The organism is Pseudomonas sp. SLFW (assembly GCF_009905615.1).
In the GTDB taxonomy this organism is placed as follows: domain Bacteria; phylum Pseudomonadota; class Gammaproteobacteria; order Pseudomonadales; family Pseudomonadaceae; genus Aquipseudomonas; species Aquipseudomonas bambusae.
Genome location: NZ_JAAAKW010000031.1, coordinates 20,978 through 46,277, shown reverse-complemented (window position 1 = coordinate 46,277; position 25,300 = coordinate 20,978). Strand labels below are relative to the sequence as shown.

Here is a 25,300-nt window from a genome sequence, read left to right as displayed (position 1 = left end):
CGCCCGGCCCATGAACACGGCCACTCTTCCTCAGTTACGAACAAATAAGGGCAACCATGACCAGTCAGACCGGCCTTCCTCCGCAGAAAGCCAAGCCTAAACGCGCCCTGCAATTTGCCGTCGCAGGTTCCGTGCTGCTGATGATCGCCGCAGGCGCCATGTTCTATTTCGCCTCGCAGGCCGCGCAGAAAAAGCGCATCGCCAACGGCGGCAATGAAACCGTGGTGACCATCAACGCCAAGAGCTGCGAGCCGAACGCCATCACCGTGCCTGCGGGCAAGCACGCGTTCCGCATCGTCAACGCCTCCGAGCGTGCCGTGGAGTGGGAAATCCTCGACGGCGTGCTGGTGGTCGAAGAGCGCGAAAACATCGTTCCCGGCCTGAGTCAGATCATCAATGCCAACCTGCAACCCGGCGACTACGCGATCACCTGCGGCCTGCTGAGCAACCCGCGCGGCACTCTGCACGTGACGCCCACCGCTGAATCCGAAGCCGCTGCGAAAGCCCGTCCTTCGATGGTCGCCTTCATCGGCCCGCTGTCGGAGTACCGCGTCTACCTGAGCACCCAGAGCAGCGCGCTGATCCGCGCCACCGCCGATCTGCAACAGGCCATCGACAGCGGCGATCTGGCCGCTGCGCAGAAAGCCTACGCCCCGGCCCGCGCCGCGTATCAGCGGATTGCCCCCGCCGCGCAACGCTTGGCCGAGCTGGACAATGCGATCAACGCCCGCGCCGATTATTTCGAAAAACGCGAGCAGGACCCTGGTTTCAGCGGCTTCCACCGCATCGAGTTCGGCCTGTTCTCGCAGAAGTCCGTGGACGGCCTGTCGCCGGTCGCGCAGAAGCTGCAAGCCGACATCGCGACGCTGAAAACCCAATTGCTGGCCCAAAGCATCGCGCCGGAGCAACTGGCGAGCATGGTGGTGCGCAACATGCGCAGCCTGGCCGACATCCGCAGCAACGGCGAAGAAGAGCGTTACAGCCACCTCGACGTCAGCGGTTTCGCCGCCAACCTGGAAGGCACTCGCAAAGTCATCGAGCTGTTGCGCCCACTGCTGGCCAGGAACTGGGGCGATGTGCTGAAGAAAATCGACGACGCCAGCACCGCACTGGACGACCAGTTCCTGATGCTCAAGACCGACAGCGGCTACAAGCCGTACGACCAGGTCGGCGCAGAACAACGCAAACAAATCGCGGACAAGGCCAAGGCGCTGGCCGATGCACTCGATGGAATCGATCCGGCCCTGGGCCTCACTGGCCTGTAAGCGTGCCCTGGCGGGTGCCTTTCTGCACCCGCCCGGCCCTGAAACCCGAGCGAAGAAACTATCCACATGAAAGACTCCGATTCGTCCAACGCCCCGATTTCCGCTGAACGCCGCCGTGTCCTGATGGGCCTTGGCGCGGCCGGTGCTGCCATGGCCGGTGCCAGCCTGAGCGGCAATGCCCTCGCAGCCACCAGTGCCCCGGCGCAAGTGACCGAAGCCCCGAAAAGCGAAAAGACCCAGGACCGCAACGAATTCCACGGCGTGCATCAGACCGGCATCGTCACCCCCCGCCCGACGGCGGGCATGGTGGTGGCCTTCGACGTGCTGGCCCAGGACACCGACGATCTGGAGCGCCTGTTCCGCACGCTCAACGAGCGCATCACGTTCCTGATGACCGGTGGCGCCGTGCCTCAGGTCGATCCGAAGCTGCCGCCGCTGGACTCCGGCATTCTTGGCCCGGTGGTCACCCCGGATAACCTGACCATTACCGTGTCGGTCGGCGACTCGCTGTTCGACGAGCGTTTCGGTCTGGAGCACGTCAAGCCCAAGCGCCTGCAACGCATGGTCGGTTTTCCCAACGACGCCCTCGAAGCGGCCTGCTGCCACGGCGACCTGAGCATTCAGTTCTGCTCCAACGCGCCGGACAGCAACATTCACGCCCTGCGCGACATCGTGAAAAACCTGCCGGACCTGCTGTTGGTGCGCTGGAAGCAGGAAGGCACCGTGCCCGCCCAGGCCCCGCTCAAACCAGGCCAACCGCCTGAGAGCGCGCGCAACTTCCTCGGTTTCCGCGACGGCTCGGCCAACCCTGATTCCAACAACCAGAAGACCATGAACGAACTGGTCTGGGTGCAAGCCGGCAGCGACGAGCCCGCTTGGGCCGCCAACGGCAGCTATCAGGCCGTGCGCATCATTCGCAATCTGGTCGAACGCTGGGACCGTACTCCGCTGCAGGAACAGGAAAGCATCATTGGCCGGGTCAAACCGACCGGCGCGCCAATGGACGGCAAGACCGAGACCGACGTCCCGGATTACGCCAAAGACCCTGAAGGCAAGCTCACGAAACTCGACGCTCACATCCGCCTGGCGAACCCGCGCACGGCCGAAAGCCAGCGCAACCTGATCCTGCGCCGTCCGTTCAACTACTCCAACGGCGTGATGAAAAACGGCCAGCTGGACATGGGCCTGTTGTTCATCTGCTACCAGTCGGATCTGGAAAAAGGCTTTATCACCGTGCAGACCCGCCTCAACGGCGAGCCGCTGGAGGAGTACCTGAAGCCGGTCGGCGGCGGGTATTTCTTCACCTTGCCGGGTGTGAAAGACAGCAACGATTTCATAGGCCGGTCGCTGCTGGCCGCTGCCTCCGCTGTAAAAACAAAAACTGCCTGACAACCCTTACCTCACAGGAAGAGCTCCATGAAAAAGTCGCCTCTCGCGCTGTTGGTTACCCTTGGCTTGTTGCAGACCCCGTCCGTGTTCGCGGCGACGGCACCGCTGGACCTGGTGACCCCAGTGTCCGACTACAAAATCTATGTCACTGAAAACGTCGACAAGCTGGCCGCCGACACGCAGAAATTCACCGACGCGATCAAAAAAGGCGACCTGGCCACCGCCAAGAAGCTGTACCCGACCACTCGCGTTGCCTACGAGTCCATCGAGCCGATCGCCGAGCTGTTCGACGACCTGGACAAGTCGATCGACTCCCGCGTTGACGACCATGAGAAAGGCGTAGAAGCCGAAGACTTCACCGGCTTCCACCGTCTGGAGCACGCGCTCTTCGAAAAGAACACCACCAAGGATCAAGGCGCGCTGGCTGACAAGCTGATGGCTGACGTCAAAGACCTGCAAGCGCGCATCGCTGACCTGACCTTCCCGCCAGAGAAAGTCGTGGGCGGTGCAGCGGCGCTGCTGGAAGAGGTCGCGGCGACCAAGATTTCCGGTGAAGAAGACCGTTACAGCCACACCGACCTGTATGACTTCCAGGGCAACGTAGACGGCGCGAAGAAAATCGTCGACCTGTTCAAGCCGCAATTGGAGAAGTCGGACAAGGCGTTCGTGGCCAAGGTCGACAAGAACTTCGCCACCGTGGACAAGATCCTGGCGAAGTACAAAACCAAGGATGGCGGTTTCGAAACCTATGACAAGGTGAAAGAAAACGACCGTAAAGCCCTGACCGGCCCGGTCAACACCCTGGCTGAAGACCTGTCGCAAATGCGTGGCAAACTCGGTCTGAACTGAGTTTCAACGCAACAAAAAGCCCGCCTGCCGATGACTCGGCAGGCGGTTTTTTTATGTCCGTTCAGTCCGGCGAAAATTCATTCTGTGGGAGCGAATTCATTCGCGATTGGCCATCCCAGTCGGTACATCTCTATCGACTGGACCATTTTTCGCGAATGGATTCGCTCCCACAGGGGGTCAGCGGCGCATGAAGGTGTTGAGGCAGAGACAGGGGGAACATCGCCAGCCTAAATCCCGCTGAACCAGTTGTACCCCTGATCCTCCCAATACCCGCCCGGATAATCGTTGGTCACAAAGATCTCGACGATGTGCTTGGGGTTCTTAAAGCCCAGCTTGGTGGGCACGCGGATGCGCAGCGGGTAGCCGTAGCTCGGCGGCAACGCGACCTCGCCAAAATCCAGCGCCAGCAGGGTTTGCGGGTGCAAGGCGGTGGGCATGTCGAGACTGGAGTAGTAACGGTCCGCGCACTTGAAGCCGACGAATTTGGCCGAGGTGTCCGCGCCGACGTGCTCAAGGAACGTCTTCAGCGGCACTCCGCCCCACTGCCCGATGGCGCTCCAGCCTTCGACGCAGATCAGTCGCGTGATGTCAGTGCGCTGCGGGAGTTTGCGCAGGCCGTCGAGAGTCCACGAGGCCTTGTCGCGCACCAACCCGGAGACGCCAAGCTTCCAGTCGGCCACGTCCAGGTCGGGGATGTCGTCCTCGCCGTAGAACGCGTTGAACGGGAACGGGTTGCGGATCTGCTCCTTGGCGAAGGTCGGCGCCAGTTTCTGCCCGCTGAACAGCCAGGCCTGCACCCGGTCGTTCCAGCGCGACATGCTCCACAGCACTTTGTCCACCTGATCGCCGTCCTGCAGGTTGCAGCCGCTGAGCATGGCCATCGCGCCCACGGTCAGGCCGCCTTTGAGGAAGTGACGGCGTTGCAGGTTTTCCAGTTGGGTCTGTTGCGCCGGTTCCAGCTTGATGCGCTGGATCGCGCGTTTTTTCGGTTCAATCATGTTCGCCCTTCCCGCTTTCCATCACACGCGTGCCGCCGGTGATCATCGGCAACAGGGTTTTCGGCACCAGCAACACCAGCGCCAGGTGCACCACGACAAACGCGCCAATCGCCGCCATTGCGCCAAAATGCACGAAGCGGGCAAAGTCGTAGCCGCCGAACAGCGCGGTCAATTCCTGCAATTGAATCGGTTTCCAGATCGCCAGCCCCGACACCACGATCAGCACGCCTGCCGCCAGCACCAGCCAATACATCAAGCGCTGGACAGCGTTGTACACGCCCTTCTCGTGCTTGAGGCGAAAACGCAAGGCGTCCACCAAATCGCGTTTGACCGCCTTGGGGGTGACAGGCAGGAAGTCGCGCTTGAAGTGCTTGCTGAGCAGCCCGTACGCCACGTAGATCAGGCCGTTGATCACCAACAGCCACATCACCGCGAAGTGCCAGGCCAGCGCGCCGCCGAGCCAGCCGCCGAGGGTGAAATCCCGGGGGAAGGAAAAGCGGAACAGCGGCGACGCGTTGTAAATGCCCCACCCGCTCATGAACATGCAGACCATGCCAAAGGCGTTGATCCAGTGCGTGAGGCGAATGGGCCAGGGATGAATGCTGTTTTTTTTCATGGTGTGAGGCTCATTCAGGAAGGCTCAAGACAACCTATAGCCATCGGTATCGCGAGCAAGCTCACTCCTACAGTTGATACGCGGTCTTTGTAGGAGTGAGCTTGCTCGCGATGGTTTTGAATTTTACATCGGTGGCTGGAAACCATCCTTGCCGACCGCTACACCACGGGCAGTCTTGCCGTCGTCAGCCGGGAACACCACGACCTTGGCGCCCTTGACCAGTTGGTCGACCTTGCCTGCTTCGATGTAGGCAATCGGCACGTCGTCCGGCACCACCAACTGCTTTTCGCCGCCTTTGTAGCTCACGCTCAGGGTGTGGCCGTTGGTGCCGGTCAGCTTGCCGACGGTGCCGTTGGTCATGGTCCCGGTGCTGCCGTCAGCGTTCTGCCAGCCGTAGTGACCTTCGCCGCTGCCTTTGAGGCTTGGCTCGAACACCGCCACTTCCAGCGCTTTCAGCGTGCCGTCGGCCTGAGGCGTGGCCGCCGAACCGATGAAGCTGTCGGCCTTGATCGAGGCGATGTCGCCTTTCGAGACCAGACGCACGCCAGTCTTGTCGGTCAGGGCGATGCTCTGATGAGCACCGGCGCGGGTGGTGTAAGTCAGGGTGTTGTTTTCGAAGCTATCAATGGTGCCGCGCACCGGCTTGACCACGGGCATGTCAGCTGCCGAGGCCATGACGGCCGCGCTCAGGGCGAGCAAACCAAAGGTGGCGGACAATGCATTCTTCATTTTCATCGTGACGTTCCTTGAGGGCAGAGGGATGAAGCATAGTGCGTGTTGAATGACTGCCATCCTCCGCCCGCAACCGGCACCGGACAATGACCGCGCGATGACATTTTTGTCATTCGCCGCACGCCTCGCTCCCCCTTCGATCAATGACAAAAATGTAACCGACCTCAACGGCCCAAATGGTTAAACTCCGCACACGACGCGGCATCCAGCCGCTTTCAGCGCCCTTTGATAACCGCCCGGCGACACTGCCCCGACGCGAAGCGAGCCCCGCCCACGATGCACATCCTGCTGATCGAAGACGACACCAAAACCGGTGAGTACCTGAAAAAGGGCCTCAGCGAATCCGGCTACAAAGTCGATTGGACCCAGCACGGTGCCGACGGTCTGCACATGGCGCTGGAGCACCGTTACGACCTGCTGGTGCTGGACGTCATGCTGCCCGGCATCGACGGCTGGCAGATCATCGAAGTGCTGCGCGCCAAGCAGGACGTGCCGGTGTTGTTCCTGACCGCCCGCGACCAGTTGCAGGACCGCATTCGCGGGCTGGAGCTGGGCGCCGACGACTACCTGGTCAAACCGTTTTCCTTCACCGAACTGTTGCTGCGCATCCGCACGATCCTGCGCCGGGGCGTGGTGCGCGAGGCCGATCATTTTCATCTCGCGGACCTGGAGCTGGACCTGCTGCGTCGACGCGTCACCCGCCAGCAACAGGTGATCACCCTGACCAACAAGGAATTCGCCCTGCTGCATCTGTTCCTGCGCCGCGAAGGTGACGTGCTGTCTCGGGCGCAGATCGCCTCGGAGGTCTGGGACATGAACTTCGACAGCGACACCAACGTGGTCGACGTGGCGATCAAACGCCTGCGCAGCAAAGTGGACCTACCCTACCCGGTCAAGCTCATCCATACCGTGCGCGGCATCGGTTACGTGTGCGAGGTGCGGCCATGCGAGCCCGACGCCAGCCCTCTCTGACCCTGCGCTCGACCCTGGCCTTTGCGGTGGTGGCGATGCTCGCCGTGGCCAGCGCCGGGATGTATTTGTACGAAACCATGAAAGCCTCGGTGATGACCCGCAGCGACCACGCGGTGCTGGCGCGGCTCGATCACTTTCGCAAACTGCTGCAATACGACCTGACCCTCGACACCCTGCGCAGCAGCCCGCAACTGTTCGAAAACATGCTGGACAGCGAGGACGATATTTTCGTCATTGGCGAGCCGGGCAAATCCCCGGTGATCATGGTCAACCCGCTGCACGCGACTTTGCCGCAGATGCCCGTGATCAGCGCCAACGCACCCTTGAGCGCGGACGACATGCGCAGCGGAATGGTCCGTGGGGACGTGCCGATGCGGGCGGCCACGGTGGAAGCGGTGTCTGGCGGCAAGGTCGTGCACCTGACCGCCGCGCACCTGGCGGTGAAGGAAATGGCGACCCTGGCCAGCTTTCGCGACCGCATCCTGATTTCGATTGCACTGGCGTTCGCGGTGACGGCCGGGCTCGGCTATTTGTTGCTGCGCCGAGGCCTGCGACCGCTGCGCAACATGGCCGCCCACGCCACCGCCATCACCCCGGCGCGCCTCGACAGCCGGATGGACAGCCGCGACACGCCGGTGGAGTTGCAGCAACTGAGTGACGCCTACAACGGCATGCTCGACCGCCTCGCAGACGGTTACCAGCGCCTGACCCAGTTTTCCGCGGACCTCGCCCACGAGATTCGTACGCCGGTGGGTTCGTTGATGGGCCATTGTCAGGTGGCGTTGCGGCAACCGCGCAGCGCCGATGAGTACCAGATGCTGTTGGCGTCGAATCTTGAGGAACTGGAGCGGATTTCGCGGATGGTCGAAAGCATCCTGTTCCTCGCCCGCGCCGACGATGCACAGGCCGCGCTCAATCGTCAGCCACTGAGCCTCGCTGATGAAGTGCAGCGGGTGACGGGGTATTTCGAAGGTTTGGCCGAGGAACGGCAGATGACGTTCAACGTATCGGGCGATGGCCAGCTCGACGCCGATCCACTATTGCTGCGTCGTGCCTTGAGCAACCTCGTGGCCAACGCGATCCGATACGCCGATGAAAGCAGCGAGATCGAGATTCGGGTGATCGACAACGGCGATGAACGCCGCATCGAGGTGGAAAACCAGGGCCCGGTCCTGAGCGAATCAGCCCTCGGCAAACTGTTTGACCGCTTCTACCGCGCCGACGCCTCCCGCCACCAGAGCTCCGATTCCAACGGGCTGGGGTTGGCCATCGTCGCGGCAATCATGCAATTGCATGGGGGTGACGTGGCGGTGAACCAGCCGATACCGGGGCGGATTTGCTTTGCGCTCATTTTCTCAATGCCTGCGTGATGTTCCTTCTGCGCAAGACATAGCGGCTGCCGGGGTGACGCGATCAGGGCTTTTGATTCTGGCCGAAGGCCGTAGGAGTTGGCTTGCCTACGATCTGGCGCGCAGCGGCAGTAAAGTCAGACAACTCGGTTGTATCTGATACACCCCGTGGTTGGGGTTTACTGCCGCTGCGCAGCAGATCGCAGGCAAGCCAGCTCCCACGCCCTCTGGGCAGAATCAAAAGCGGCATCACCGCCAACCGCCTTTAGCTCGCAGCTCGCAGCTTGCCGCTGCGGTCAGGCCTTCTTGTCGTGGCTGATCTGCAGTTTGTAGAACGTCGCCGCCCCACCTTCCGTCGCATACCCCGCGTTGTCCTGGGTGTAGACGCCCGCCTTGAAATACAGCTGCTTGCCATTCCACGTGCCGTCTAGCCGGGCGTTCCATTGCATGTCGTGGGCGTTGACGCTGAGGTCGCCCGCGGGGGTCAGGTGGATGGTGTAGTTGAAACGCTCTTTCATCAGGACCCCGGTGGCGAGTTGGATCACCACCGGTTCGGACGTGGGCGTCGGGCGGTACTTGATAACCAGATTGCCGTTCTTGGTTTTTTCCTTGTACTGGTATTCCAGCTTGAGCAGCGGTTCCGTGCTGCCGTAGCAATGAATCTGGCCGATGACGATCTTGCCGGTCGACGGCACTTGATCGACCGTCAACGCGGCACGCAGGAAGTTGTCCGCCTGGCTGTAGGCCCAGTTGTGCACGGCGCCGTTGGCGTAGGTCTCACGCAATTCCGTGCGCGGGTAAATGGCGTTATCGGTCCGAGACCCGGTCACGGGCGCCCAGAAAAACAGCGTCTCTCCCGAACGGAAGTACCCATCCTGATAGCCGCTGACCAGCTTCGTCGTGTCGATGATGGCCGCAGGGGTGCCTACGGGTACGGAGAGGTTCCAGGTGGCGAGGTCGATCATGTTGCGCTCGTGGGTGCGACATGCGCACCAGCAAAGGAATGTCTCTGGAACGGGGGTTTGCGCCCCGTTTCCTGTCGCCTTTGCTATCGGCTGAACCGGTTTTTCTTTAGCGCGCGCACCCAGTCAAGAAACTGCCGAAAAGCCTCGAAAATCGGCCTTGGCTATCATCTCGACATCAGCGAGTTCAAACGCTTGATTGCGCAAATTTTGATCAGCACGGCGAATTCCGGGGTCAGCGATTTTCACTGGTCGCGCCATTTTTTTGGAGCGCGTGTAGAAGAAATCCAGCAAATCGCCAAAAAACGTATGAAAGCGCCGACAGACGGTCGACGAATTTACCGCCCAATCGCAGTTGCCACTGCCTACACCGTCCCTGTGGGAGCGAATTCATTCGCTCCCACAGGGATATGCGGCAGCCCACGACCCGCCATCCATCTCCTCGCCACATGCCCCCATTGACGAAACGACTTTGTTACCGGATATTAATAGTTAGCAACCTAATAATGCAGCGCCTAATCATTCACTGCCTAACCAAATCCTTTTGTTGAATTCACCAGTGGCACCGCTCATGAACCTCGACTCACTGCAAATGCACATCACCGGCGGCGTGGTCGCGGCGTCCCGTCAATGGCGCCGCGTCTGCCAGACCACGCTGGTGAACTACGGCGTGTCCGAGGCCTGCGCGGGTCCGTTGTTGATGATCGCGCGCCTAGGCGAAGGGGTACGCCAAGTCACCGTCGCCCAAGCCTGTGGCCTTGAAAGCCCCTCGCTGGTGCGCCTGCTCGATCAGTTGGGCAAAGCCAATCTGGTGCAGCGCACCGAAGACCCGACCGACCGCCGCGCCAAGGCCTTGAGCCTGACCGAAGAAGGTCGCGCACTGGCGAACTCCATCGAAGACGAACTCATCCGACTGCGCCGCGACGTGTTCGCCGATATCGATCCCGCCGATCTGGAAGCCACTCTCCGCGTGTTCAAAGCCTTTGCGAAGGCCAGCCCTGTCGGTCCGGAGCTGTCCTCTTGAAAGGTATGTTCCAGGGCTTCTTTCAGGGCGTCCCCCCTTCCCGTGACTGGTTCTACGGCGTGCGCACCTTTGCCGCGTCGATGCTCGCGCTGTACATTGCGCTGATCTTCGAATTGCCCCGTCCTTATTGGGCGATGGCGACGGTCTACATCGTCTCCAGCCCTTTCGTCGCCCCCACCAGCTCCAAGGCGTTGTACCGCGCAGCGGGCACGTTCCTTGGAGCGGCGGCTTCTGTCGTGCTGGTGCCGATGTTCGTGCAGACGCCTTTTTTGCTGGCCACCGTGATCGCGCTGTGGACCGGCACCCTGCTCTACCTGTCCCTGCATTTGCGCACCGCCAACAGTTACGCGCTGATGCTCGCGGGCTACACCATGCCGCTGATTTCCTTCCCCGTGGTCGACAACCCGCAAGCAGTGTTCGACGTGGCCGTGTCGCGGACCGAAGAAATTTTGCTGGGCATCGTCTGCGCCGCCGTGGTCGGCGCGATGTTCTGGCCCCGGCGCCTGGCGCCGGTGCTGGTCGACACCATGGGCAAGTGGTTTCAGGACGCTTCGACCTACAGCGACCTGTTTCTCTCTCGTCGTGCGACCCCGGAAACCGTCGGCGCCCTGCGCACGGCCATGGTTGGCACCTTCAACACGCTGGAATTGATGATCGGCCAGTTGCCCCACGAAGGCACACACCGCCAGACCGTGCGCAACGCGAAGGAGTTGCGCGGGCGCATGATTCACCTGCTGCCGGTGATCGACGCCCTCGACGATGCCTTGTGGGCCCTGGAACGCCGCACCCCCGAACTGGTGGCCGACGTCGCGCCGCTGATCCTCGAATGCCGCGACTGGGTGGAAAAGACCACCGACGGCGCCCCCGTGAACTATTGGGAAGCGCTGCACACCGAACTCGACCGCCTGCAGCCGACCCCGGCGCAGCTGGATGACCGGCGGCAATTGCTGCTGTCCAACGTGCTCTATCGCCTGCGCGAATGGATCGATCTGTGGCAGGACTGCCGCAGCCTGCAGGTCGCCATCGCCACCGACGATCACCGCCCATGGCGCGCGGTCTATCGGCACTGGCGGCTGGGGCGCCTGTCGCCATTCCTCGACAAGGGCATGATGCTGTACTCGGTGGCCACCTCGGTCAGCGCAATCATCGTCGCCTCGGTGCTGTGGATTCTGCTGGGCTGGCAGGACGGCGCCAGTGCCGTCGCGCTGGCCGCAGTGGCGTGCAGCTTCTTCGCGGCCATGGACGACCCCGCCCCGCAGATTTACCGCTTCTTTTTCTGGACAATGCTGTCGGTGGTTTTCGCCAGCCTCTATCTGTTCGTGGTGTTGCCGAACCTGCACGACTTTCCGATGCTGGTGCTGGCGTTCGCCGTGCCGTTCATCTGCGTCGGCACCCTCACCGTGCAACCGAAGTTCTACCTCGGCACGCTGCTGACCATCGTCAACACCTCGTCGTTCATCAGCATTCAGAGCGCCTACGACGCCGACTTCCTGAACTTCGTGAATTCCAACATTGCCGGTCCCGTGGGCTTGGCGTTCGCTTTCGTCTGGACCCTGATCGTGCGCCCGTTCGGCACCGAAGTGGCGGCCAAGCGCCTGACACGCTTCAGTTGGAACGACATCGTTTCGCTGAGCGAGGAAGCGAGCCTGGCCGAACACCGGCGCATGGGCGTGCGGATGCTCGACCGACTGATGCAGCATTTGCCGCGCCTGACCATCACCGCCCAGGACACCAACATCGCCCTGCGTGAAGTGCGGGTCGCGCTGAACATGCTGGATTTGCTGGCCTACATGCCACGGGTGCACGCGGTGCCACGCCAATTGCTGCGTCAGGTGGCCACTGAAGTGGGCACGTATTTCCGCGCGTGCCTCAAGGCCCGCGAGCGTTTGCCGGCGCCCAAAGGTCTGTTGATGACCATGGACCGCGCACGCCGCTCGCTGACCTTCGACTGGATGGGCGACGACGAGTCGCGCCTGCACCTGCTGCACGCGCTCAGCGGATTGCGCCTGGCGCTGCTGCCGGGTGTGGAAATCGTCGACGTGCTCGCCGAGCAAGAAGAACAACCGCCGTACGGCATCGATGGAGCGCCATTGTGATTGGTGATCTGGACATCAGCGGGATTTTCCTGCCGACCTTTCTGGTGCTGATGGGCATCGCTTACGTGATTTTTCTGGTGGTGCACGCCGTGCTGTCCCGTGCCCACTTCTACCGCCTGGTCTGGCACCGGGCTTTGTTCAACGTCGGTCTATACGCTCTGCTGCTCGGCGTCGTGGATACCCTTAGTCGATACCTGATGAAATGAAAAAACCTCTGTTGACGCTGGGCCGTGTGGTCCTGACATTGCTGGTCATCCTGCTCGCCGCGGTCGTCGTCTGGCGCATGGTGATGTATTACATGTACGCCCCCTGGACGCGCGACGGGCACATCCGCGCCGACGTGATCCAGATCGCCCCGGACGTGTCCGGCCTGATCGAAAAAGTCTCGGTCAGCGACAACCAGGCCATCACCAAAGGCCAGATCCTGTTCACCATCGACCAGGACCGCTTCCGCCTGGCGCTGCGTCAGGCCCAGGCGACCGTGGCCGACCGCAAGGAAACCTTGGAACAGGCCCAGCGCGAGAACAAGCGTAACCGCGGCCTCGGCAACCTTGTCGCCCGCGAGCAACTGGAAGAAAGCCAGTCCAAGGAGGCCCGCGCCCTGTCGGCGTTGAACGAAGCGCAGGTGGCCGTGGACGCCGCGCAGTTGAACCTCGACCGCTCGGTGATTCGCAGCCCGGTCGACGGCTACCTCAACGACCGCGCCCCTCGGGATCGTGAGTTCGTCAGCGCCGGGCGCCCGGTGCTGTCGGTGGTGGACAGCGCCTCGTACCACATCGACGGCTATTTCGAAGAGACCAAGCTCGACGGGATTCACATCGGCTCGAAAGTGGACATCCGCGTGATCGGCGACAACGCCCGCCTGAGCGGGCACGTCGTCAGCATCGTCGCCGGTATCGAAGACCGCGACCGCAGCAGCGGCTCCAACCTGCTGCCCAACGTCAACCCGGCATTCAGCTGGGTGCGGCTGGCGCAACGGATTCCGGTGCGCATCGCCTTTGACGAAGTGCCGGAAGACTTCCGCATGATCGCCGGGCGGACCGCCACCGTGTCGATCATCGACGACGCCCTCGCCGACAAAAACACCCAGAAAGGAGCCGCCCAATGAAACGCAGCGCGGCCTTCCTGAGCGCGGGCCTGGGCCTGTTGCTGTCGGCCTGCACGGTGGTCGGCCCTGACTACACGCTGCCGAAAGACGCGGCGGTCAACCGGCCCGATTTGCAGGGCGAGATCGCTGGCAGTTCGGCCAACGTGGTCTCCGCACCGGTGCCTGCCGACTGGTGGCGCCTGTACAACGACCCGACCCTCGATACGCTGGTGAGTCAGGCGCTGGTCTCCAGCACCGACCTGCGGGTGGCCGCCGCCAACCTGCAACGGGCCCGTTATCAGACTGATGAAGCCGACGCCGCAGGAGGGTTCACCAACAGCGCCAAGGCCGGAGCCCAGCGTTTGCAGGAAGCCGGTCAGGCGTTTCTGCTGCCGGAAAAAGTGCCGGTGGCCAACGTCGGTGATATCGGTTTGACCACCTCCTATCAGTTCGACCTGTTCGGCGTATTGCAGCGCGGGATCGAGGCTGCCGAAGCCAACACCGACGCCGCCCAGGCCGCCGTCGACACGGCGCGGATCACCCTCGTGGCCGACGTGGTGCGTTCGTACACGCAGATTTGCGCGGCCAATGAAGAGCGCAACATCGCGCTGCACTCGCTTGATCTGCAAAAACAAAGCGTCGACCTGACCCAACGCCTGCGCGATGCCGGTCGTGGCGATGAGACCCAGGTGACGCGCTCGCAAACCCAGTTCAAATCCCTGCGCGCCGAACTGCCGCGCTACGAAGCCGCGCAACGGGCGGGCCTGTATCGCCTGTCGATGCTGCTGGCGCGACCGCTGGATCAACTGCCGAAAGGCGCGGCTGACTGCGCCGAACTGCCCCACATCGCCCAAGTGATGCCGGTGGGCGACGGCGCCGCGCTGCTCAAGCGTCGCCCGGACGTGCGTCAGGCCGAGCGTCGTCTGGCGGTGTCGAGTGCGGCGATTGGCGTGGCGACCGGCGAGCTGTACCCGGACATCAGCATCGGCGCGACCGTCGGCACCGTCGGTATTCTCAAGGAACTGGGCGAGCCTTCGACCAACCGCTGGGGTTTTGGCGGCGTGATCAGCTGGACCATCCCGTCAAACGGCGCACGGGCGCGGATTCACATGGCCGAAGCCTCGAATCAGGCGGCCCTGGCGCATTTCGACGGCGTGGTGCTGAACGCGATCCGTGAGGCCCAGACGGGCCTCTCGCAATACACCGCCCTGCTGGAACGCCGCGACGCTCTGGCCGACACCGAAGAATCCGCCAGACAAGCCGCCGACCAGACCCACCGTTTCTTCATGGCTGGCCGCGAATCCTTCCTCGCCGACCTGCAAGCGACCCGCACCTACACCGACGTCACCGCGCAACTGGCGGCGGCGAATACGCAGGTGGCGATGGGACAGATCGATTTGTTCCTGGCGCTGGGCGGGGGTTGGGAGAACAAGCCGGCGCAAACGGCTGCCGCGAAGCCGCAGTAACCCGCGCCGGACTGCTACAGGCGTGGTGCAACGCTTATATCTGAGACAGCCAATAGAAGATTTCCCTTTGACTGTTTCGCTATAGCGAGATTCGCGCTTAGTTATATGACTCTAGAAATTCTTGTGATTCAGGGTATTAACCTCCTTAGCGACTGATGGTGTGGTCATCCCCATGAATGGACAAAGCCGTTGAGAGCGAGCATCATAACTGTGGCTTTATTCTCTTCAAGGATGACCACCATGGCTAACTCATCTATTAATGGCGTAACCACCGTCGTCAACAATCGTTCAGGCGTGACCGTTGAGCTGTTTGATCAGACGGACAATTCTCTGTTAGGAACGGCCGTAACTAATGCGCAAGGCCAGTGGCAAACGCAACTCAGCCTGAAGGCCAATCACTTACACAGGATATCTGCTAAAGCATTGAACGTTTCATCCACGCAATGGGCCGTCCGTCAGATCAACACCCTTACCGAGGACTTCGAGAAGATACCGCTCCAACTGTTACCACTTAACACAGCTGTTGACATTGGAAACTTCTTGATTACCAACTTATCCAATCGATACCCGGCTATTCCAAATTCGATCGGCACACAAAGCGGTGCCCCATTCGCAAACCATTGCCTGACCATTTCCGGACGGCTGGCCATTACACTTAAATACGATAACGCCAAAAACTTCACCTGCAGGGTCATGAACAACCAAGCGCCTAACATATACAGGTTTTATAACAACAATATACTTGTTTACACGATAACGCCATCACTGGCTGACTATGACACTTTAAATATTTCTCTCCCCTCTTTCTCAAAGATTGAAATAGAAACAGCGCCAATACGTGATCCCGAATACGTCGACTACATAGAACTAGACAATATTGTCATTACCTACTGAAAGCGTCGGCGATAGGGAAGCTCAATGCGGTCCTGTCGCGTGGAGCGCTCCATGCTCCCTGACTAATGGGCAGATCGATTTGTTTCTGCCGTTTGGAGGGAATTGGACCAATAAGCAGGCGGCGCAGCCACACGCACATACATAAAAGTGCAGATCAATACCTGTGGGAGCGAATTCATTCGCGATGGGTCGGTATGCCCGTTCGATAAGGGTCGGATGTACCACCGCATCGCGAATGAATTCGCTCCTACAGAGATCCCCTCCACCGACACACAGCGCTTGCCGCGTCTGCGCTTCTGTGCCTTCTGTGCCTTCTACGCCGTATGTGCCTTCTGCGCCGTCTGAGCTCCTACGGCCTTCGGCCAGCGCAACGCCCCACTCTGCGTGCCGCTTGCCACTCATAACGGCTTCCCGAAGGGAACCCTCACCCGCCTACACTGCCTGATCGTCTATACCCCATTCGGCAGGAGGCACCCCATGCGCACGCTTCAACTGGCAGACAAAACCGTTCCCGTCATCGGTCAGGGCACGTGGCGCATGGGGGAAGATCGGCATCAGCGGCAGGACGAGGTGAAGGCGCTGCAACGGGGCATCGACCTCGGGCTGACGCTGATCGACACCGCCGAAATGTACGGCGAAGGCGGCGCGGAAGAAGTGGTGGGTCAAGCCATCGCGGGCAAACGCGATCAGGTCACGCTGGTGAGCAAGGTCTATCCCCACAACGCCAGCCGCAAGGGCATCCCCGCGGCGTGCGAGCGCAGCCTGCAACGGATGAAAACCGATTTCATCGACCTCTATCTGCTGCACTGGCCCGGTTCATACCCCCTCGACGAAACCGTTGAAGCCTTCGAGCGGCTACGCGAAGACGGAAAGATCGGTCGTTGGGGCGTGTCCAACTTCGACGTGTCGGACTTGCTGGAATTGAACGACCCCCGCTGCGCCACCAATCAGGTGCTCTACAACCCCGAAGAGCGGGGCATCGAGTACGACCTTATCCCGTGGATGGAAACCGCCAGCATGCCGCTGATGGCCTACTGCCCCATCGGCCAGGCTGGCAATTTACTGATGAACCCCGCCATCCTCGAAGTCGCCCAGCGCCACGACGTCACTCCAGCGCAGATAAGCCTCGCGTGGGTGCTGCGACAGGACGGCGTGATTGCCATCCCTAAGGCGGTCGACCCGCACCACCTGCAATTGAACGCAGAAGCGGCATGCATTGAGCTGACACTGGAGGACGAGCTGTTGATCGACACCTCATGGCCCGCGCCGATCCGCAAACAGCGTTTGGGAATGGTCTGAACCTCCCGCTGCCACCCAAACATGAAACGATACAAACCGTCACAAAACTGTCAAAACCGCTTGCGATGATGCCGCTTTAGATCTTCTGCCTTCAGCGGCCCCTCTCGCCTGCGAGCCTTCATGAATCAAACCATTGCCCGTCATCAGGACTCCGACATCTTCGGTCTGCTGTATGGATTCCGCTTTCGTCCCGATGAGTCCGCCCGAGAAATTGACGCGGCAACGGCGCTGGAGTCCCTGCGCAACCCGACCGACGAAAACGAATTCATCTGGCTGCACTTGAACCTGGCCCACGCCAGTTGCGAACGCTGGCTGAAAACCAACTTGGAGCTGCCGGACGAGTTCCTCGAAGCGCTGCACGAAGGCTCGCGCTCGACGCGCATCGAGCATGTGGACTCGGCCCTCCTGGCGGTGGTCAACGACGTGGTCTTCGACTTCAACCGCGTCTCCACCGACATCGCCACGCTGTGGGTCTGTGTGCGCAGCAACCTGATGATCTCGGCGCGGCATCAGCCGTTGCGTTCGGTGGACAAGCTGCGCTCGTCGGTCAAACACGGCGAAACGTTTCGCTCCCCGCTCGAATTGCTCGCCCACCTGCTGCGCGATCAAAGCGACGTGCTGGCGCAGTTCATGCGCAAGACCAGCATCAGTGTCGACAAGATCGAAGACCAGTTGCTGTCGCAGCGGCTGAGCAATAACCGCAGCGAACTGGGCGCGATGCGGCGGGTGCTGGTACGCCTGCAGCGGCTGCTGGCGTTGGAGCCGGGCTCGCTGATGCGCCTGCTGCACCGCCCGCCGCAGTGGCTGCTGGAAGAGGACTTGCAGGAATTGCGTCAATCCACCGAAGAATCAGCGCTGGTGATCAGTGACCTCACCGCGCTAGGCGAGCGGATCAAGCTGCTGCAGGAAGAAATCGCCGCCAACCTCAATGAACAGAGCAGCCGCACGCTGTTCACCCTGACCGTCGTGACCGTGCTGGCGCTGCCGATCAACATCGTCGCGGGTTTTTTCGGCATGAACGTCGGCGGCATTCCCCTGGCCACCGATCCTCATGGGTTCTGGATTCTGGTGTTGCTGGTGGCGACGTTTACCTTCGTGGCGGGACGCTGGGCGTTTCGTAAGAGCCGGGATTATTGAGCCTAGCTTTTGATTCTGCCCGGAGGGCGTAGGAGTCCAGCTTGCTGACGATCTGCCGCGAAGCGGAAGTAAAATCACGCGCCAAGTAGTGTCAGGCAAATTGAATCGTCAGGGTTTGCTGCCGCTTCGCGGCAGATCGCGAGCAAGCTGCGCTCCTACGCCCTCCGGGCAGAATCAACAGCGGCGTTTATTCGATTTTTCGAGCACCACCCATCCCTTAGCGCAACAAATCCCGCGCTTTCCTGACCCGCGTCGTATCTCTGTCACATTTTGTAATGATCATGGGCAACATCCCATCTCAACAGGATTGTGAATCATGGCGACCCCCACACTGGCTCAAGGCTCCTTGAAAGGCGCAGGGCTGAGTTCTCAATTCGGGCGTAAGCCCGGTGTTCTGACGATGGTGATCTTCTTCGCCGTACTCGGTCTGGGCCTGCTGTACACGGCCTTCAGCCTGAAGTCGGACATGGACGATCTGGGCACGGTCGTGACGACCTGGACCCCGTTCCTGTTGCTTGGCGTTGCGCTGTTGATCGCTCTGGGTTTCGAATTCGTCAACGGTTTCCACGACACCGCCAACGCGGTGGCGACCGTGATCTACACCCACTCCCTGCCGCCGAACGTGGCGGTGGTCTGGTCGGGGCTGTTCAACTTCCTCGGTGTGCTGTTTTCCAGCGGTGCGGTGGCGTTCGGCATCATTGCCCTGTTGCCGGTAGAACTGATTCTGCAAGTCGGCTCCTCCGCAGGCTACGCCATGATCTTCGCCCTGTTGATCGCGGCCATTTTGTGGAACCTCGGCACTTGGTGGCTGGGCCTGCCAGCGTCGTCGTCGCACACGTTGATCGGCTCGATCATCGGTGTAGGCGTGGCGAACGCGCTGATGCACGGTCGTGATGGCACCAGCGGTGTGGACTGGACGCAAGCCACCAAGATCGGTTACTCGCTGCTGCTTTCGCCGCTGGTGGGCTTCACCTGCGCGGCGCTGCTGCTGATGGCCCTGCGCATGTTCGTGAAGAACCGCGCGCTGTACAAGGCACCGGAAGGCAACACCCCACCACCGATCTGGATTCGCGGCCTGCTGATCCTGACCTGCACAGGCGTGTCCTTCGCCCACGGCTCCAACGACGGTCAGAAAGGCATGGGCCTGATCATGCTGATTCTGGTCGGCACCCTGCCGATGGCCTACGCGCTGAACCGTGCGATGCCTGCCGATCAGTCGCTGCAATTCGCGGCGGTGGCGCAAGTCACCCAACAGGCCCTGAGCAAGACGGCGCCAGCGCCGGCCCCTGCGGACTCGCGCCAGACACTCTCCACCTACATCCGCGACAAGCAGCCGACGCCTGAGCTGGTGCCTGCGCTGGCGGTGATGGCCGGCAAGATCGGTGATCAGGTCGCCAGCTACGGCTCGCTCTCCAAAGTCCCGGCCGAAGCCACCGCGAACGTGCGTAACGACATGTACCTGACCTCCGAAGCCATTCGCTTGATGGACAAGGGCAAGGTCGGCAATTTCGACGCCGACACTCAGGGCAAGGTGGACCTGTTCAAGCAGCAGATCGACACCGCCACCCGCTTCATCCCGCTGTGGGTCAAGATCGCCGTCGCCATCGCGCTGGGCCTGGGCACCATGGTCGGCTGGAAGCGCATCGTCGTGACCGTCGGCGAAAAAATCGGCAAGACTCACATGACCTACGCCCAAGGCGCTTCAGCGGAAGTCGTGGCCATGGTCACCATCGGTGCGGCGGACATGTACGGCCTGCCCGTCTCGACCACCCACGTGCTGTCGTCCGGCGTGGCGGGCAGCATGGTCGCCAACGGTTCAGGCCTGCAAATGCGCACCCTGCGCAACCTCGCCATGGCCTGGGTCCTGACCCTGCCAGCGGCGATCCTGCTGTCGGGCGGCCTGTACTGGTTCTTCACCCAGATTTTCTGATTTGCAGAGCTTCACGTGCTCTCCTTCACAGGCGCTTCGGCGCCTGTTTTTTTGCGCGCTGAAAGCAACATCCACAACGTCTCGGTGCACCTCGAACCCTGTGGAAGACGCCGGAGGCCACGACGGCAGCGAATGCAGCGGGTCCGTGAAAGATGTATTGCCTGACACACCGCATTCGCCAGCGTCGTAACCTCCGCAAGCTCCCACAGGTGCTGCATTGATCCTGCGATCCGCGGCAGGCTCGAATACAAAACGACTCCATCAAACACGATCCATGTCCCATGCCCACACCCTTCGGCCATTGATGCCCCTCCTCGCCTGCCTAAGATGTTGACTACAGCCTGTCTGGCCGTGATCTCTTCCAAGCGAGCCTCTCCATGACTCAAACAAGAACGCTGTACGACAAACACGTCGACTCGCACACCGTGTGCAACCTCGACGATCAGGGCCATGTCCTGCTCTACATCGACCGTCAGGTGATCAACGAATACACCAGCCCGCAGGCGTTCAGCGGCCTGCGCGAAGCCGGGCGCGATGTCTGGCGCCCCGAGACCGCACTGGCCGTGGTCGATCATGTCAACCCCACCGCCCCACAGCGTGTCGCCGCCATGGCCGATCCGGGCGGCGCGTTGCAAGTCTCTTATCTCGCTGACAACTGCGAAAAATTCGGCATCGAACTGTTCGACGTCCTCGACAAGCGCCAGGGCATCGAACACGTCATCGCCCCCGAACAGGGCTTCATCCTGCCGGGCATGGTCATCGCCGCGGGCGACAGCCACACCACCACCTACGGCGCGCTGGGCGCGTTCGGCTTCGGCATCGGCACCTCGGAAATCGAACACCTGCTGGCCTCGCAGACGCTGGTCTACAAACGCCTGAAAACCATGCGCGTGACGGTTGACGGCGATCTGTCCAGCGGGCTGACCTCCAAAGACGTGATCATGGCCCTGATCGGCAAGATCGGCGCGTCGGGCGCCACCGGCTACGCCATCGAATTCACCGGTTCGACCATCGCGGCCCTCAGCGTCGAAGCGCGCATGACCATCTGCAACATGGCCGTCGAAGCCGGTGCACGGGGTGCGTTCATGGCCCCGGACGAGAAAGTCTTTGCCTACCTCAAGGACAAACCCCGCGCTCCAAAAGGCGATCTGTGGGATCAGGCCGTCGCCAAATGGAAAGGCTTGCACAGCGACCCGGGCGCCGTATTCGACCGCGAAGTCCAACTCGACGCCCGCGACCTGCAGCCCATGGTCACCTGGGGCACCAGCCCGGATCAGGCAGCGGCTATCAACGGCAGCGTTCCCGACCCAGAGGCCATCGCCGACCCGATCCTGCGCCAGGACATGCGCCGCGCCCTCACCTACATGGGCCTGGAAGCGGGCATGCCGCTGAGTGACATCGTCATCAGCCACGCCTTTATCGGCTCCTGCACCAATGCGCGCATCGAAGACCTGCGTGACGCTGCCAAGGTCGTGCGCGGCAAACACGTGGCCGAGCATGTGCGGGCGATGATCGTCCCTGGCTCCACCGCCGTGCGCGATCAGGCGGAGGCCGAAGGGCTAGCGTCGATCTTCCGCGATGCTGGTTTTGAGTGGCGCCAGTCCGGCTGCTCGATGTGCCTGGCCATGAACGACGACGTGCTCGCCCCCGGCGACCGCTGCGCGTCCAGCACCAACCGCAATTTCGAAGGCCGTCAGGGCGCCGGTGCCCGCACTCACCTGATGAGCCCGGCCATGGTGGCCGCCGCTGCCATCACCGGCCACCTGACCGACGTTCGCAGCCTGCAAGGGAGTTTCTGAGATGCAGCCTTTCACCCAAGTCACCGGCAAGGCCGCACCGATGCTGGCCGCCAACACGGACACTGACGTGATCATGCCCAAGCAATTCCTCAAGGGCATCGACCGCGCGGGGCTGGATCGGGGTTTGTTTTTCGATCTGCGCTTCTTGCCTTCAGGCGCGCCAAACCCGGACTTCATCCTCAACCAGCCAGGCTGGCAGGGCGCGAAATTCCTCGTCACCGGGCCCAATTTTGGCTGCGGGTCGAGTCGCGAGCATGCGGTCTGGGGCCTCAAGCAGATGGGCATTCAGGCGCTAATCGGCAGCAGTTTTGCGGGGATTTTCTATGACAACTGCCAGCGCAACGGCGTGCTGACGATCGTGCTGGACGAGGCGCAGGTTCAGGCCTTGGGCAAGGTGATCAGCCAGGCCGACAGCGCGCAGATCGAAGTGGACCTGCCCGCACAGGAAATTCGCCTGCAAGACGGACGCGTCATACCGTTCAACATCGACGAACTGCGCAAAAACGCCCTGCTGCTGGGGCTGGATGCCATTGGCAGCACGCTGCAAAAACGCGAGCAGATTCTCGCGTTTCAGCAAAAGCATCTGGCAGAGAACCCGTGGCTAACCTGAAACATCACTGACGAAACCCATCCCGACTGCAGGAGCGAATTCATTCGCCAGACGCCGGTACATCCGATAGAGAGGTGCCAGACACACCGGCCCCTTCGCGAATAAATTCGCTCCCACAGAAGCCCAGCGGCGCCGCGAAGTCTGAGGCGTGACGCGAATTTCAACTGTGGGAGCGAATTCATTCGCGAGACGTCGGTACATTCAATAGAGAAGTGCCAGACACACCGACCCCTTCGCGAATAAATTCGCTCCCACAGAGATAGGGACGAGAGTTGCGACTTACAAAGACAACCCCTGAAAATGCGCCTGCAGAAACTCCACGCACACCCGCAATTTCCCTGAATTGGCCAGCCGCGTCGGGTACACCGCCCAGACGTTGGCGCTTTCGGTGTATTCCGGCAGTACCTGCACCAGCCGCCCCTGCTCCAGAAACGGTTTGACGTCCCACAGCGAACGCTGCAACACCCCGCGCCCGTCCAGCGCCCATTGCAGGACGATCTCGCCGCTGTTGGACGACAGCGGCCCGCTGACCCGCACGCTCTCCCGCACGCCGTCACGCTCGACATGCCAGATGCCAAACGCGTTGTCGCGCTCCTTGATCACCAGACAGTCGTGATGCTCCAGGTCCACCAATTGCTGCGGCGTGCCCCGACGCGCCAGGTAATCCGGCGCCGCGCACAGTACTCGTCGGTTACTCACCAATTGACGACCGATGTGCTGACCGGGGATGTCATCGCCCACGCGGATCTCCAGATCGAAACCCTCGCTGACGATATCCACCACCCGGTCGAACAGGTCCAGCCGCACCTCCAGATCGGGGTACGCCTCGGCGAGTTTCGAGATCGCCGGAGCGACGTGATTGCGACCGAAACCGAACGAACTGCACAAATGCAGCTTGCCCCGTGGCGCCGAATGGGCGTCGGACAATTCGTCGTGCAGCAACTGAAAATCTTCGAGAATCCGCACCGCCCAGCGCTGCACGCGCTCGCCGTCTTCAGTCAGCGCGACCTTGCGGCTGGTGCGGTGCAACAGGCGCGTGGCCAGGGTCGATTCGAGGATCTGGATGCGCTTGCTGACGTACGCAGGCGACAGCCCGAGTTCATCGGCGGCGGCCGCGAAGCCCGCCTTGCGGATCACGGTGAGAAACACCCGAAGGTCTTCGGGCAACGGCGCCACTTCTTTTTTTGAGGTCATGCGGCTTCTTTTTTCTGGTCAATCGATTTTTCACGGTATGGGTGCTATCTGAGCCTCACATACATCCTGTAGGAGTGAGCTTGCTCGCGATGGCGTCGTGTCAATCACGAACTGGCCGGCCCCCATCGCGAGCAAGCTCACTCCTACAGCGGCCTGTGCAGGGCGAGAGAATAACATCCCGCGCCGCTCATACGTTTCAAAACGTAAAACCGGGCATATCTCCGAACGTTCTAAAAATATGGAATTCAGTTCTTTTACGGAATAAATCACAACCTCTATAACTAGCGCACTTATTCCAAAAGCCACCGATTCCCGCTCGAAGGATTTCTCATGGATGTTTTCTGGTTTCTACCGACACACGGCGACGGCCATTTTCTGGGCACCACCAAGGGCGCGCGCCCGGTCACGCTCAATTACCTGAAGCAAGTGGCCCAGGCCGCTGACGATCTGGGCTACCACGGTGTGTTGATCCCGACCGGTCGTTCCTGCGAAGACTCCTGGGTGATCGCTTCGGCGCTGGTGCCGCTGACCGAACGCCTGCGTTATCTGGTGGCCATTCGTCCGGGCATCATCTCCCCGACCGTCTCCGCGCGCATGGCCGCGACTCTGGACCGTTTGTCCGGTGGGCGCCTGCTGATCAACGTCGTGACCGGTGGCGACCCTGACGAAAACCGTGGCGACGGCAGTTTCCTCGATCACAGCGAACGTTACGAAGTCACCGACGAATTCCTGAAAATCTGGCGTCGCGTGCTGCAGGGCGAAGCCGTCGATTTCGAAGGCAAACACCTCAAGGTGCAGAACGCCAAGGCGCTGTACCCGCCGATCCAGAAACCCTACCCGCCGCTGTATTTTGGCGGTTCTTCGGAAGCCGCCCACGAGCTGGCCGCCGAGCAGGTGGACGTTTACCTGACGTGGGGCGAGCCGCCCGCCGCCGTCGCCGGAAAACTGGCTGACATACGCGAACGCGCCGCCCGCAATGGCCGCACCGTGAAGTTCGGCATCCGTCTGCACGTGATCGTGCGCGAGACCAGCGAAGAGGCGTGGAAAGCCGCCAACACCCTGATCGAGCACATCAGCGACGAGACCATCGCCGCTGCGCAGAAATCCTTCTCGCGCTTCGACTCCGAAGGTCAGCGCCGCATGGCCGCGCTGCACGACGGACGACGCGACAACCTGGAAATTGCCCCGAACCTGTGGGCCGGTGTCGGTCTGGTGCGTGGCGGTGCAGGCACAGCGCTGGTGGGCAACCCCGAAGAAGTCGCGGCACGGATCAAGGAATACGCGGACCTGGGGATCGAGAGCTTCATCTTCTCCGGCTACCCGCACCTGGAAGAAGCCTACCGCTTCGCCGAGCTGGTGTTCCCGCTGCTGCCCGAGCCGTACCGCAGCCTGGCGGGGCGTGGCATCACCAACCTGACCGGGCCGTTCGGGGAGATGATCGCCAACGATTTGCCACCGCAGAAGTAACCCGTTCACCGCATGACCTGTGGGAGACGTCGGAGGTTACGACAGCAGCGACTGCGTCGGGTCAGGGTTGGATGTATCGCCTGACACACCGCTTTCGCGGCCGTCGTAACCTCCGGCTGCTCCCACAAGGTATTAGGCGGCATTCGTACACGGAGTTCCCCCACA

The 25,300-nt window shown here is 61.5% G+C and carries 23 protein-coding genes; 17 read left to right on the top strand and 6 right to left on the bottom strand.

The window, feature by feature from the left end; all coding sequences use genetic code 11:
* The first annotated feature begins 56 nt into the window (after nucleotides 1-56).
* The 3 genes from efeO (GVN17_RS27815) (at nucleotide 57) to efeO (GVN17_RS27805) (ending at nucleotide 3,503) form a co-directional block, all read left to right on the top strand.
* Nucleotides 57-1,265, top strand: a complete 1,209-nt coding sequence (gene efeO / locus GVN17_RS27815; protein WP_166598502.1) for an iron uptake system protein EfeO — start codon at nucleotides 57-59, stop codon at nucleotides 1,263-1,265.
* A gap of 66 nt (nucleotides 1,266-1,331) precedes the next feature.
* Nucleotides 1,332-2,654: an iron uptake transporter deferrochelatase/peroxidase subunit gene (efeB, locus tag GVN17_RS27810; RefSeq protein ID WP_166598501.1), complete on the top strand. Its 1,323-nt coding sequence runs from the start codon at nucleotides 1,332-1,334 to the stop codon at nucleotides 2,652-2,654.
* A 27-nt stretch (nucleotides 2,655-2,681) separates the two neighbouring features.
* Nucleotides 2,682-3,503, top strand: coding sequence for an iron uptake system protein EfeO (efeO, locus tag GVN17_RS27805; RefSeq protein ID WP_166598500.1), 822 nt, complete (start codon nucleotides 2,682-2,684; stop codon nucleotides 3,501-3,503).
* Nucleotides 3,504-3,730: 227 nt separating this feature from the next.
* On the opposite strand, the gene GVN17_RS27800 is transcribed toward efeO (GVN17_RS27805), so the two are convergent.
* The 3 genes from GVN17_RS27800 to GVN17_RS27790 form a co-directional block, all read right to left on the bottom strand.
* On the bottom strand, nucleotides 3,731-4,501 hold the full coding sequence (locus tag GVN17_RS27800) for a molybdopterin-dependent oxidoreductase (RefSeq protein WP_166598499.1): 771 nt from the start codon (nucleotides 4,499-4,501) through the stop codon (nucleotides 3,731-3,733).
* Entirely contained in the window at nucleotides 4,494-5,117 is a 624-nt protein-coding gene (locus GVN17_RS27795) for a cytochrome b/b6 domain-containing protein (RefSeq protein WP_166598498.1), read from the bottom strand. The genes GVN17_RS27800 and GVN17_RS27795 overlap by 8 nt, the downstream gene beginning before the upstream one ends.
* Before the next feature lie 123 nt (nucleotides 5,118-5,240).
* Nucleotides 5,241-5,846, bottom strand: coding sequence for a hypothetical protein (locus GVN17_RS27790; RefSeq protein ID WP_166598507.1), 606 nt, complete (start codon nucleotides 5,844-5,846; stop codon nucleotides 5,241-5,243).
* A 279-nt stretch (nucleotides 5,847-6,125) separates the two neighbouring features.
* On the opposite strand from GVN17_RS27790, the gene GVN17_RS27785 reads away from it, so the two are divergent.
* Complete coding sequence (locus GVN17_RS27785) at nucleotides 6,126-6,821, top strand: heavy metal response regulator transcription factor (protein ID WP_166598497.1); 696 nt, start codon at nucleotides 6,126-6,128, stop codon at nucleotides 6,819-6,821.
* Nucleotides 6,794-8,191: a heavy metal sensor histidine kinase gene (locus GVN17_RS27780; RefSeq protein WP_166598496.1), complete on the top strand. Its 1,398-nt coding sequence runs from the start codon at nucleotides 6,794-6,796 to the stop codon at nucleotides 8,189-8,191. The genes GVN17_RS27785 and GVN17_RS27780 overlap by 28 nt, the downstream gene beginning before the upstream one ends.
* Before the next feature lie 275 nt (nucleotides 8,192-8,466).
* Here the strand turns inward: GVN17_RS27780 and GVN17_RS27775 are convergent, their stop codons facing one another.
* On the bottom strand, nucleotides 8,467-9,135 hold the full coding sequence (locus GVN17_RS27775; protein ID WP_166598495.1) for a polysaccharide lyase family 7 protein: 669 nt from the start codon (nucleotides 9,133-9,135) through the stop codon (nucleotides 8,467-8,469).
* 123 nt (nucleotides 9,136-9,258) lie between these two features.
* On the bottom strand, nucleotides 9,259-9,381 hold the full coding sequence (locus GVN17_RS29765; RefSeq protein WP_256665469.1) for a hypothetical protein: 123 nt from the start codon (nucleotides 9,379-9,381) through the stop codon (nucleotides 9,259-9,261).
* Between the two features lie 322 nt (nucleotides 9,382-9,703).
* Here GVN17_RS29765 and GVN17_RS27770 point away from each other — a divergent pair, with 322 nt between their 5' ends.
* From GVN17_RS27770 to leuD, 11 genes are all read left to right on the top strand, one after another.
* Nucleotides 9,704-10,156 carry a MarR family winged helix-turn-helix transcriptional regulator gene (locus GVN17_RS27770; protein WP_166598494.1) on the top strand — a complete coding sequence of 151 codons (453 nt, stop codon included), beginning with the start codon at nucleotides 9,704-9,706 and terminating at the stop codon, nucleotides 10,154-10,156.
* A gap of 5 nt (nucleotides 10,157-10,161) precedes the next feature.
* Nucleotides 10,162-12,252, top strand: a complete 2,091-nt coding sequence (locus GVN17_RS27765) for an FUSC family protein (RefSeq protein WP_166598506.1) — start codon at nucleotides 10,162-10,164, stop codon at nucleotides 12,250-12,252.
* Nucleotides 12,249-12,458: a DUF1656 domain-containing protein gene (locus GVN17_RS27760; RefSeq protein ID WP_166598493.1), complete on the top strand. Its 210-nt coding sequence runs from the start codon at nucleotides 12,249-12,251 to the stop codon at nucleotides 12,456-12,458. Before GVN17_RS27765 ends, GVN17_RS27760 begins: the two co-directional genes overlap by 4 nt.
* On the top strand, nucleotides 12,455-13,360 hold the full coding sequence (locus tag GVN17_RS27755; RefSeq protein WP_166598492.1) for an HlyD family secretion protein: 906 nt from the start codon (nucleotides 12,455-12,457) through the stop codon (nucleotides 13,358-13,360). Before GVN17_RS27760 ends, GVN17_RS27755 begins: the two co-directional genes overlap by 4 nt.
* Nucleotides 13,357-14,805: an efflux transporter outer membrane subunit gene (locus GVN17_RS27750; RefSeq protein ID WP_166598491.1), complete on the top strand. Its 1,449-nt coding sequence runs from the start codon at nucleotides 13,357-13,359 to the stop codon at nucleotides 14,803-14,805. Before GVN17_RS27755 ends, GVN17_RS27750 begins: the two co-directional genes overlap by 4 nt.
* 240 nt (nucleotides 14,806-15,045) lie before the next feature.
* Entirely contained in the window at nucleotides 15,046-15,699 is a 654-nt protein-coding gene (locus tag GVN17_RS27745; protein WP_166598490.1) for a hypothetical protein, read from the top strand.
* A 477-nt stretch (nucleotides 15,700-16,176) separates the two neighbouring features.
* A complete protein-coding gene (locus GVN17_RS27740; RefSeq protein WP_166598489.1) occupies nucleotides 16,177-16,998 on the top strand; it encodes an aldo/keto reductase in 822 nt (273 codons plus the stop codon).
* A gap of 120 nt (nucleotides 16,999-17,118) precedes the next feature.
* Nucleotides 17,119-18,135 carry a transporter gene (locus tag GVN17_RS27735; RefSeq protein WP_166598488.1) on the top strand — a complete coding sequence of 339 codons (1,017 nt, stop codon included), beginning with the start codon at nucleotides 17,119-17,121 and terminating at the stop codon, nucleotides 18,133-18,135.
* A 316-nt stretch (nucleotides 18,136-18,451) separates the two neighbouring features.
* Nucleotides 18,452-20,065, top strand: coding sequence for an inorganic phosphate transporter (locus GVN17_RS27730; protein ID WP_166598487.1), 1,614 nt, complete (start codon nucleotides 18,452-18,454; stop codon nucleotides 20,063-20,065).
* 377 nt (nucleotides 20,066-20,442) lie between these two features.
* A complete protein-coding gene (gene leuC, locus GVN17_RS27725; protein ID WP_166598486.1) occupies nucleotides 20,443-21,864 on the top strand; it encodes a 3-isopropylmalate dehydratase large subunit in 1,422 nt (473 codons plus the stop codon).
* A 1-nt stretch (nucleotide 21,865) separates the two neighbouring features.
* Nucleotides 21,866-22,474 (top strand): 3-isopropylmalate dehydratase small subunit, encoded by a 609-nt coding sequence (gene leuD, locus GVN17_RS27720; protein WP_166598485.1) that lies wholly within the window; start codon nucleotides 21,866-21,868, stop codon nucleotides 22,472-22,474.
* Nucleotides 22,475-22,753: 279 nt separating this feature from the next.
* Here the strand turns inward: leuD and GVN17_RS27715 are convergent, their stop codons facing one another.
* Nucleotides 22,754-23,668: a LysR substrate-binding domain-containing protein gene (locus tag GVN17_RS27715; protein WP_166598484.1), complete on the bottom strand. Its 915-nt coding sequence runs from the start codon at nucleotides 23,666-23,668 to the stop codon at nucleotides 22,754-22,756.
* 330 nt (nucleotides 23,669-23,998) lie between these two features.
* On the opposite strand from GVN17_RS27715, the gene ssuD reads away from it, so the two are divergent.
* Nucleotides 23,999-25,135, top strand: a complete 1,137-nt coding sequence (gene ssuD, locus GVN17_RS27710; RefSeq protein WP_166598483.1) for an FMNH2-dependent alkanesulfonate monooxygenase — start codon at nucleotides 23,999-24,001, stop codon at nucleotides 25,133-25,135.
* Nucleotides 25,136-25,300: the final 165 nt, after the last annotated feature.

Coding starts and splice junctions, on each gene's coding strand:
- efeO (WP_166598502.1), top strand. CDS start 57: ATGACCAGTCAGACCGGCCTTCCTCCGCAGAAAGCCAAGCCTAAACGC.
- efeB (WP_166598501.1), top strand. CDS start 1,332: ATGAAAGACTCCGATTCGTCCAACGCCCCGATTTCCGCTGAACGCCGC.
- efeO (WP_166598500.1), top strand. CDS start 2,682: ATGAAAAAGTCGCCTCTCGCGCTGTTGGTTACCCTTGGCTTGTTGCAG.
- GVN17_RS27800 (WP_166598499.1), bottom strand. CDS start 4,501: ATGATTGAACCGAAAAAACGCGCGATCCAGCGCATCAAGCTGGAACCG.
- GVN17_RS27795 (WP_166598498.1), bottom strand. CDS start 5,117: ATGAAAAAAAACAGCATTCATCCCTGGCCCATTCGCCTCACGCACTGG.
- GVN17_RS27790 (WP_166598507.1), bottom strand. CDS start 5,846: ATGAAGAATGCATTGTCCGCCACCTTTGGTTTGCTCGCCCTGAGCGCG.
- GVN17_RS27785 (WP_166598497.1), top strand. CDS start 6,126: ATGCACATCCTGCTGATCGAAGACGACACCAAAACCGGTGAGTACCTG.
- GVN17_RS27780 (WP_166598496.1), top strand. CDS start 6,794: ATGCGAGCCCGACGCCAGCCCTCTCTGACCCTGCGCTCGACCCTGGCC.
- GVN17_RS27775 (WP_166598495.1), bottom strand. CDS start 9,135: ATGATCGACCTCGCCACCTGGAACCTCTCCGTACCCGTAGGCACCCCT.
- GVN17_RS27770 (WP_166598494.1), top strand. CDS start 9,704: ATGAACCTCGACTCACTGCAAATGCACATCACCGGCGGCGTGGTCGCG.
- GVN17_RS27765 (WP_166598506.1), top strand. CDS start 10,162: ATGTTCCAGGGCTTCTTTCAGGGCGTCCCCCCTTCCCGTGACTGGTTC.
- GVN17_RS27755 (WP_166598492.1), top strand. CDS start 12,455: ATGAAAAAACCTCTGTTGACGCTGGGCCGTGTGGTCCTGACATTGCTG.
- GVN17_RS27750 (WP_166598491.1), top strand. CDS start 13,357: ATGAAACGCAGCGCGGCCTTCCTGAGCGCGGGCCTGGGCCTGTTGCTG.
- GVN17_RS27745 (WP_166598490.1), top strand. CDS start 15,046: ATGGCTAACTCATCTATTAATGGCGTAACCACCGTCGTCAACAATCGT.
- GVN17_RS27740 (WP_166598489.1), top strand. CDS start 16,177: ATGCGCACGCTTCAACTGGCAGACAAAACCGTTCCCGTCATCGGTCAG.
- GVN17_RS27735 (WP_166598488.1), top strand. CDS start 17,119: ATGAATCAAACCATTGCCCGTCATCAGGACTCCGACATCTTCGGTCTG.
- GVN17_RS27730 (WP_166598487.1), top strand. CDS start 18,452: ATGGCGACCCCCACACTGGCTCAAGGCTCCTTGAAAGGCGCAGGGCTG.
- leuC (WP_166598486.1), top strand. CDS start 20,443: ATGACTCAAACAAGAACGCTGTACGACAAACACGTCGACTCGCACACC.
- leuD (WP_166598485.1), top strand. CDS start 21,866: ATGCAGCCTTTCACCCAAGTCACCGGCAAGGCCGCACCGATGCTGGCC.
- GVN17_RS27715 (WP_166598484.1), bottom strand. CDS start 23,668: ATGACCTCAAAAAAAGAAGTGGCGCCGTTGCCCGAAGACCTTCGGGTG.
- ssuD (WP_166598483.1), top strand. CDS start 23,999: ATGGATGTTTTCTGGTTTCTACCGACACACGGCGACGGCCATTTTCTG.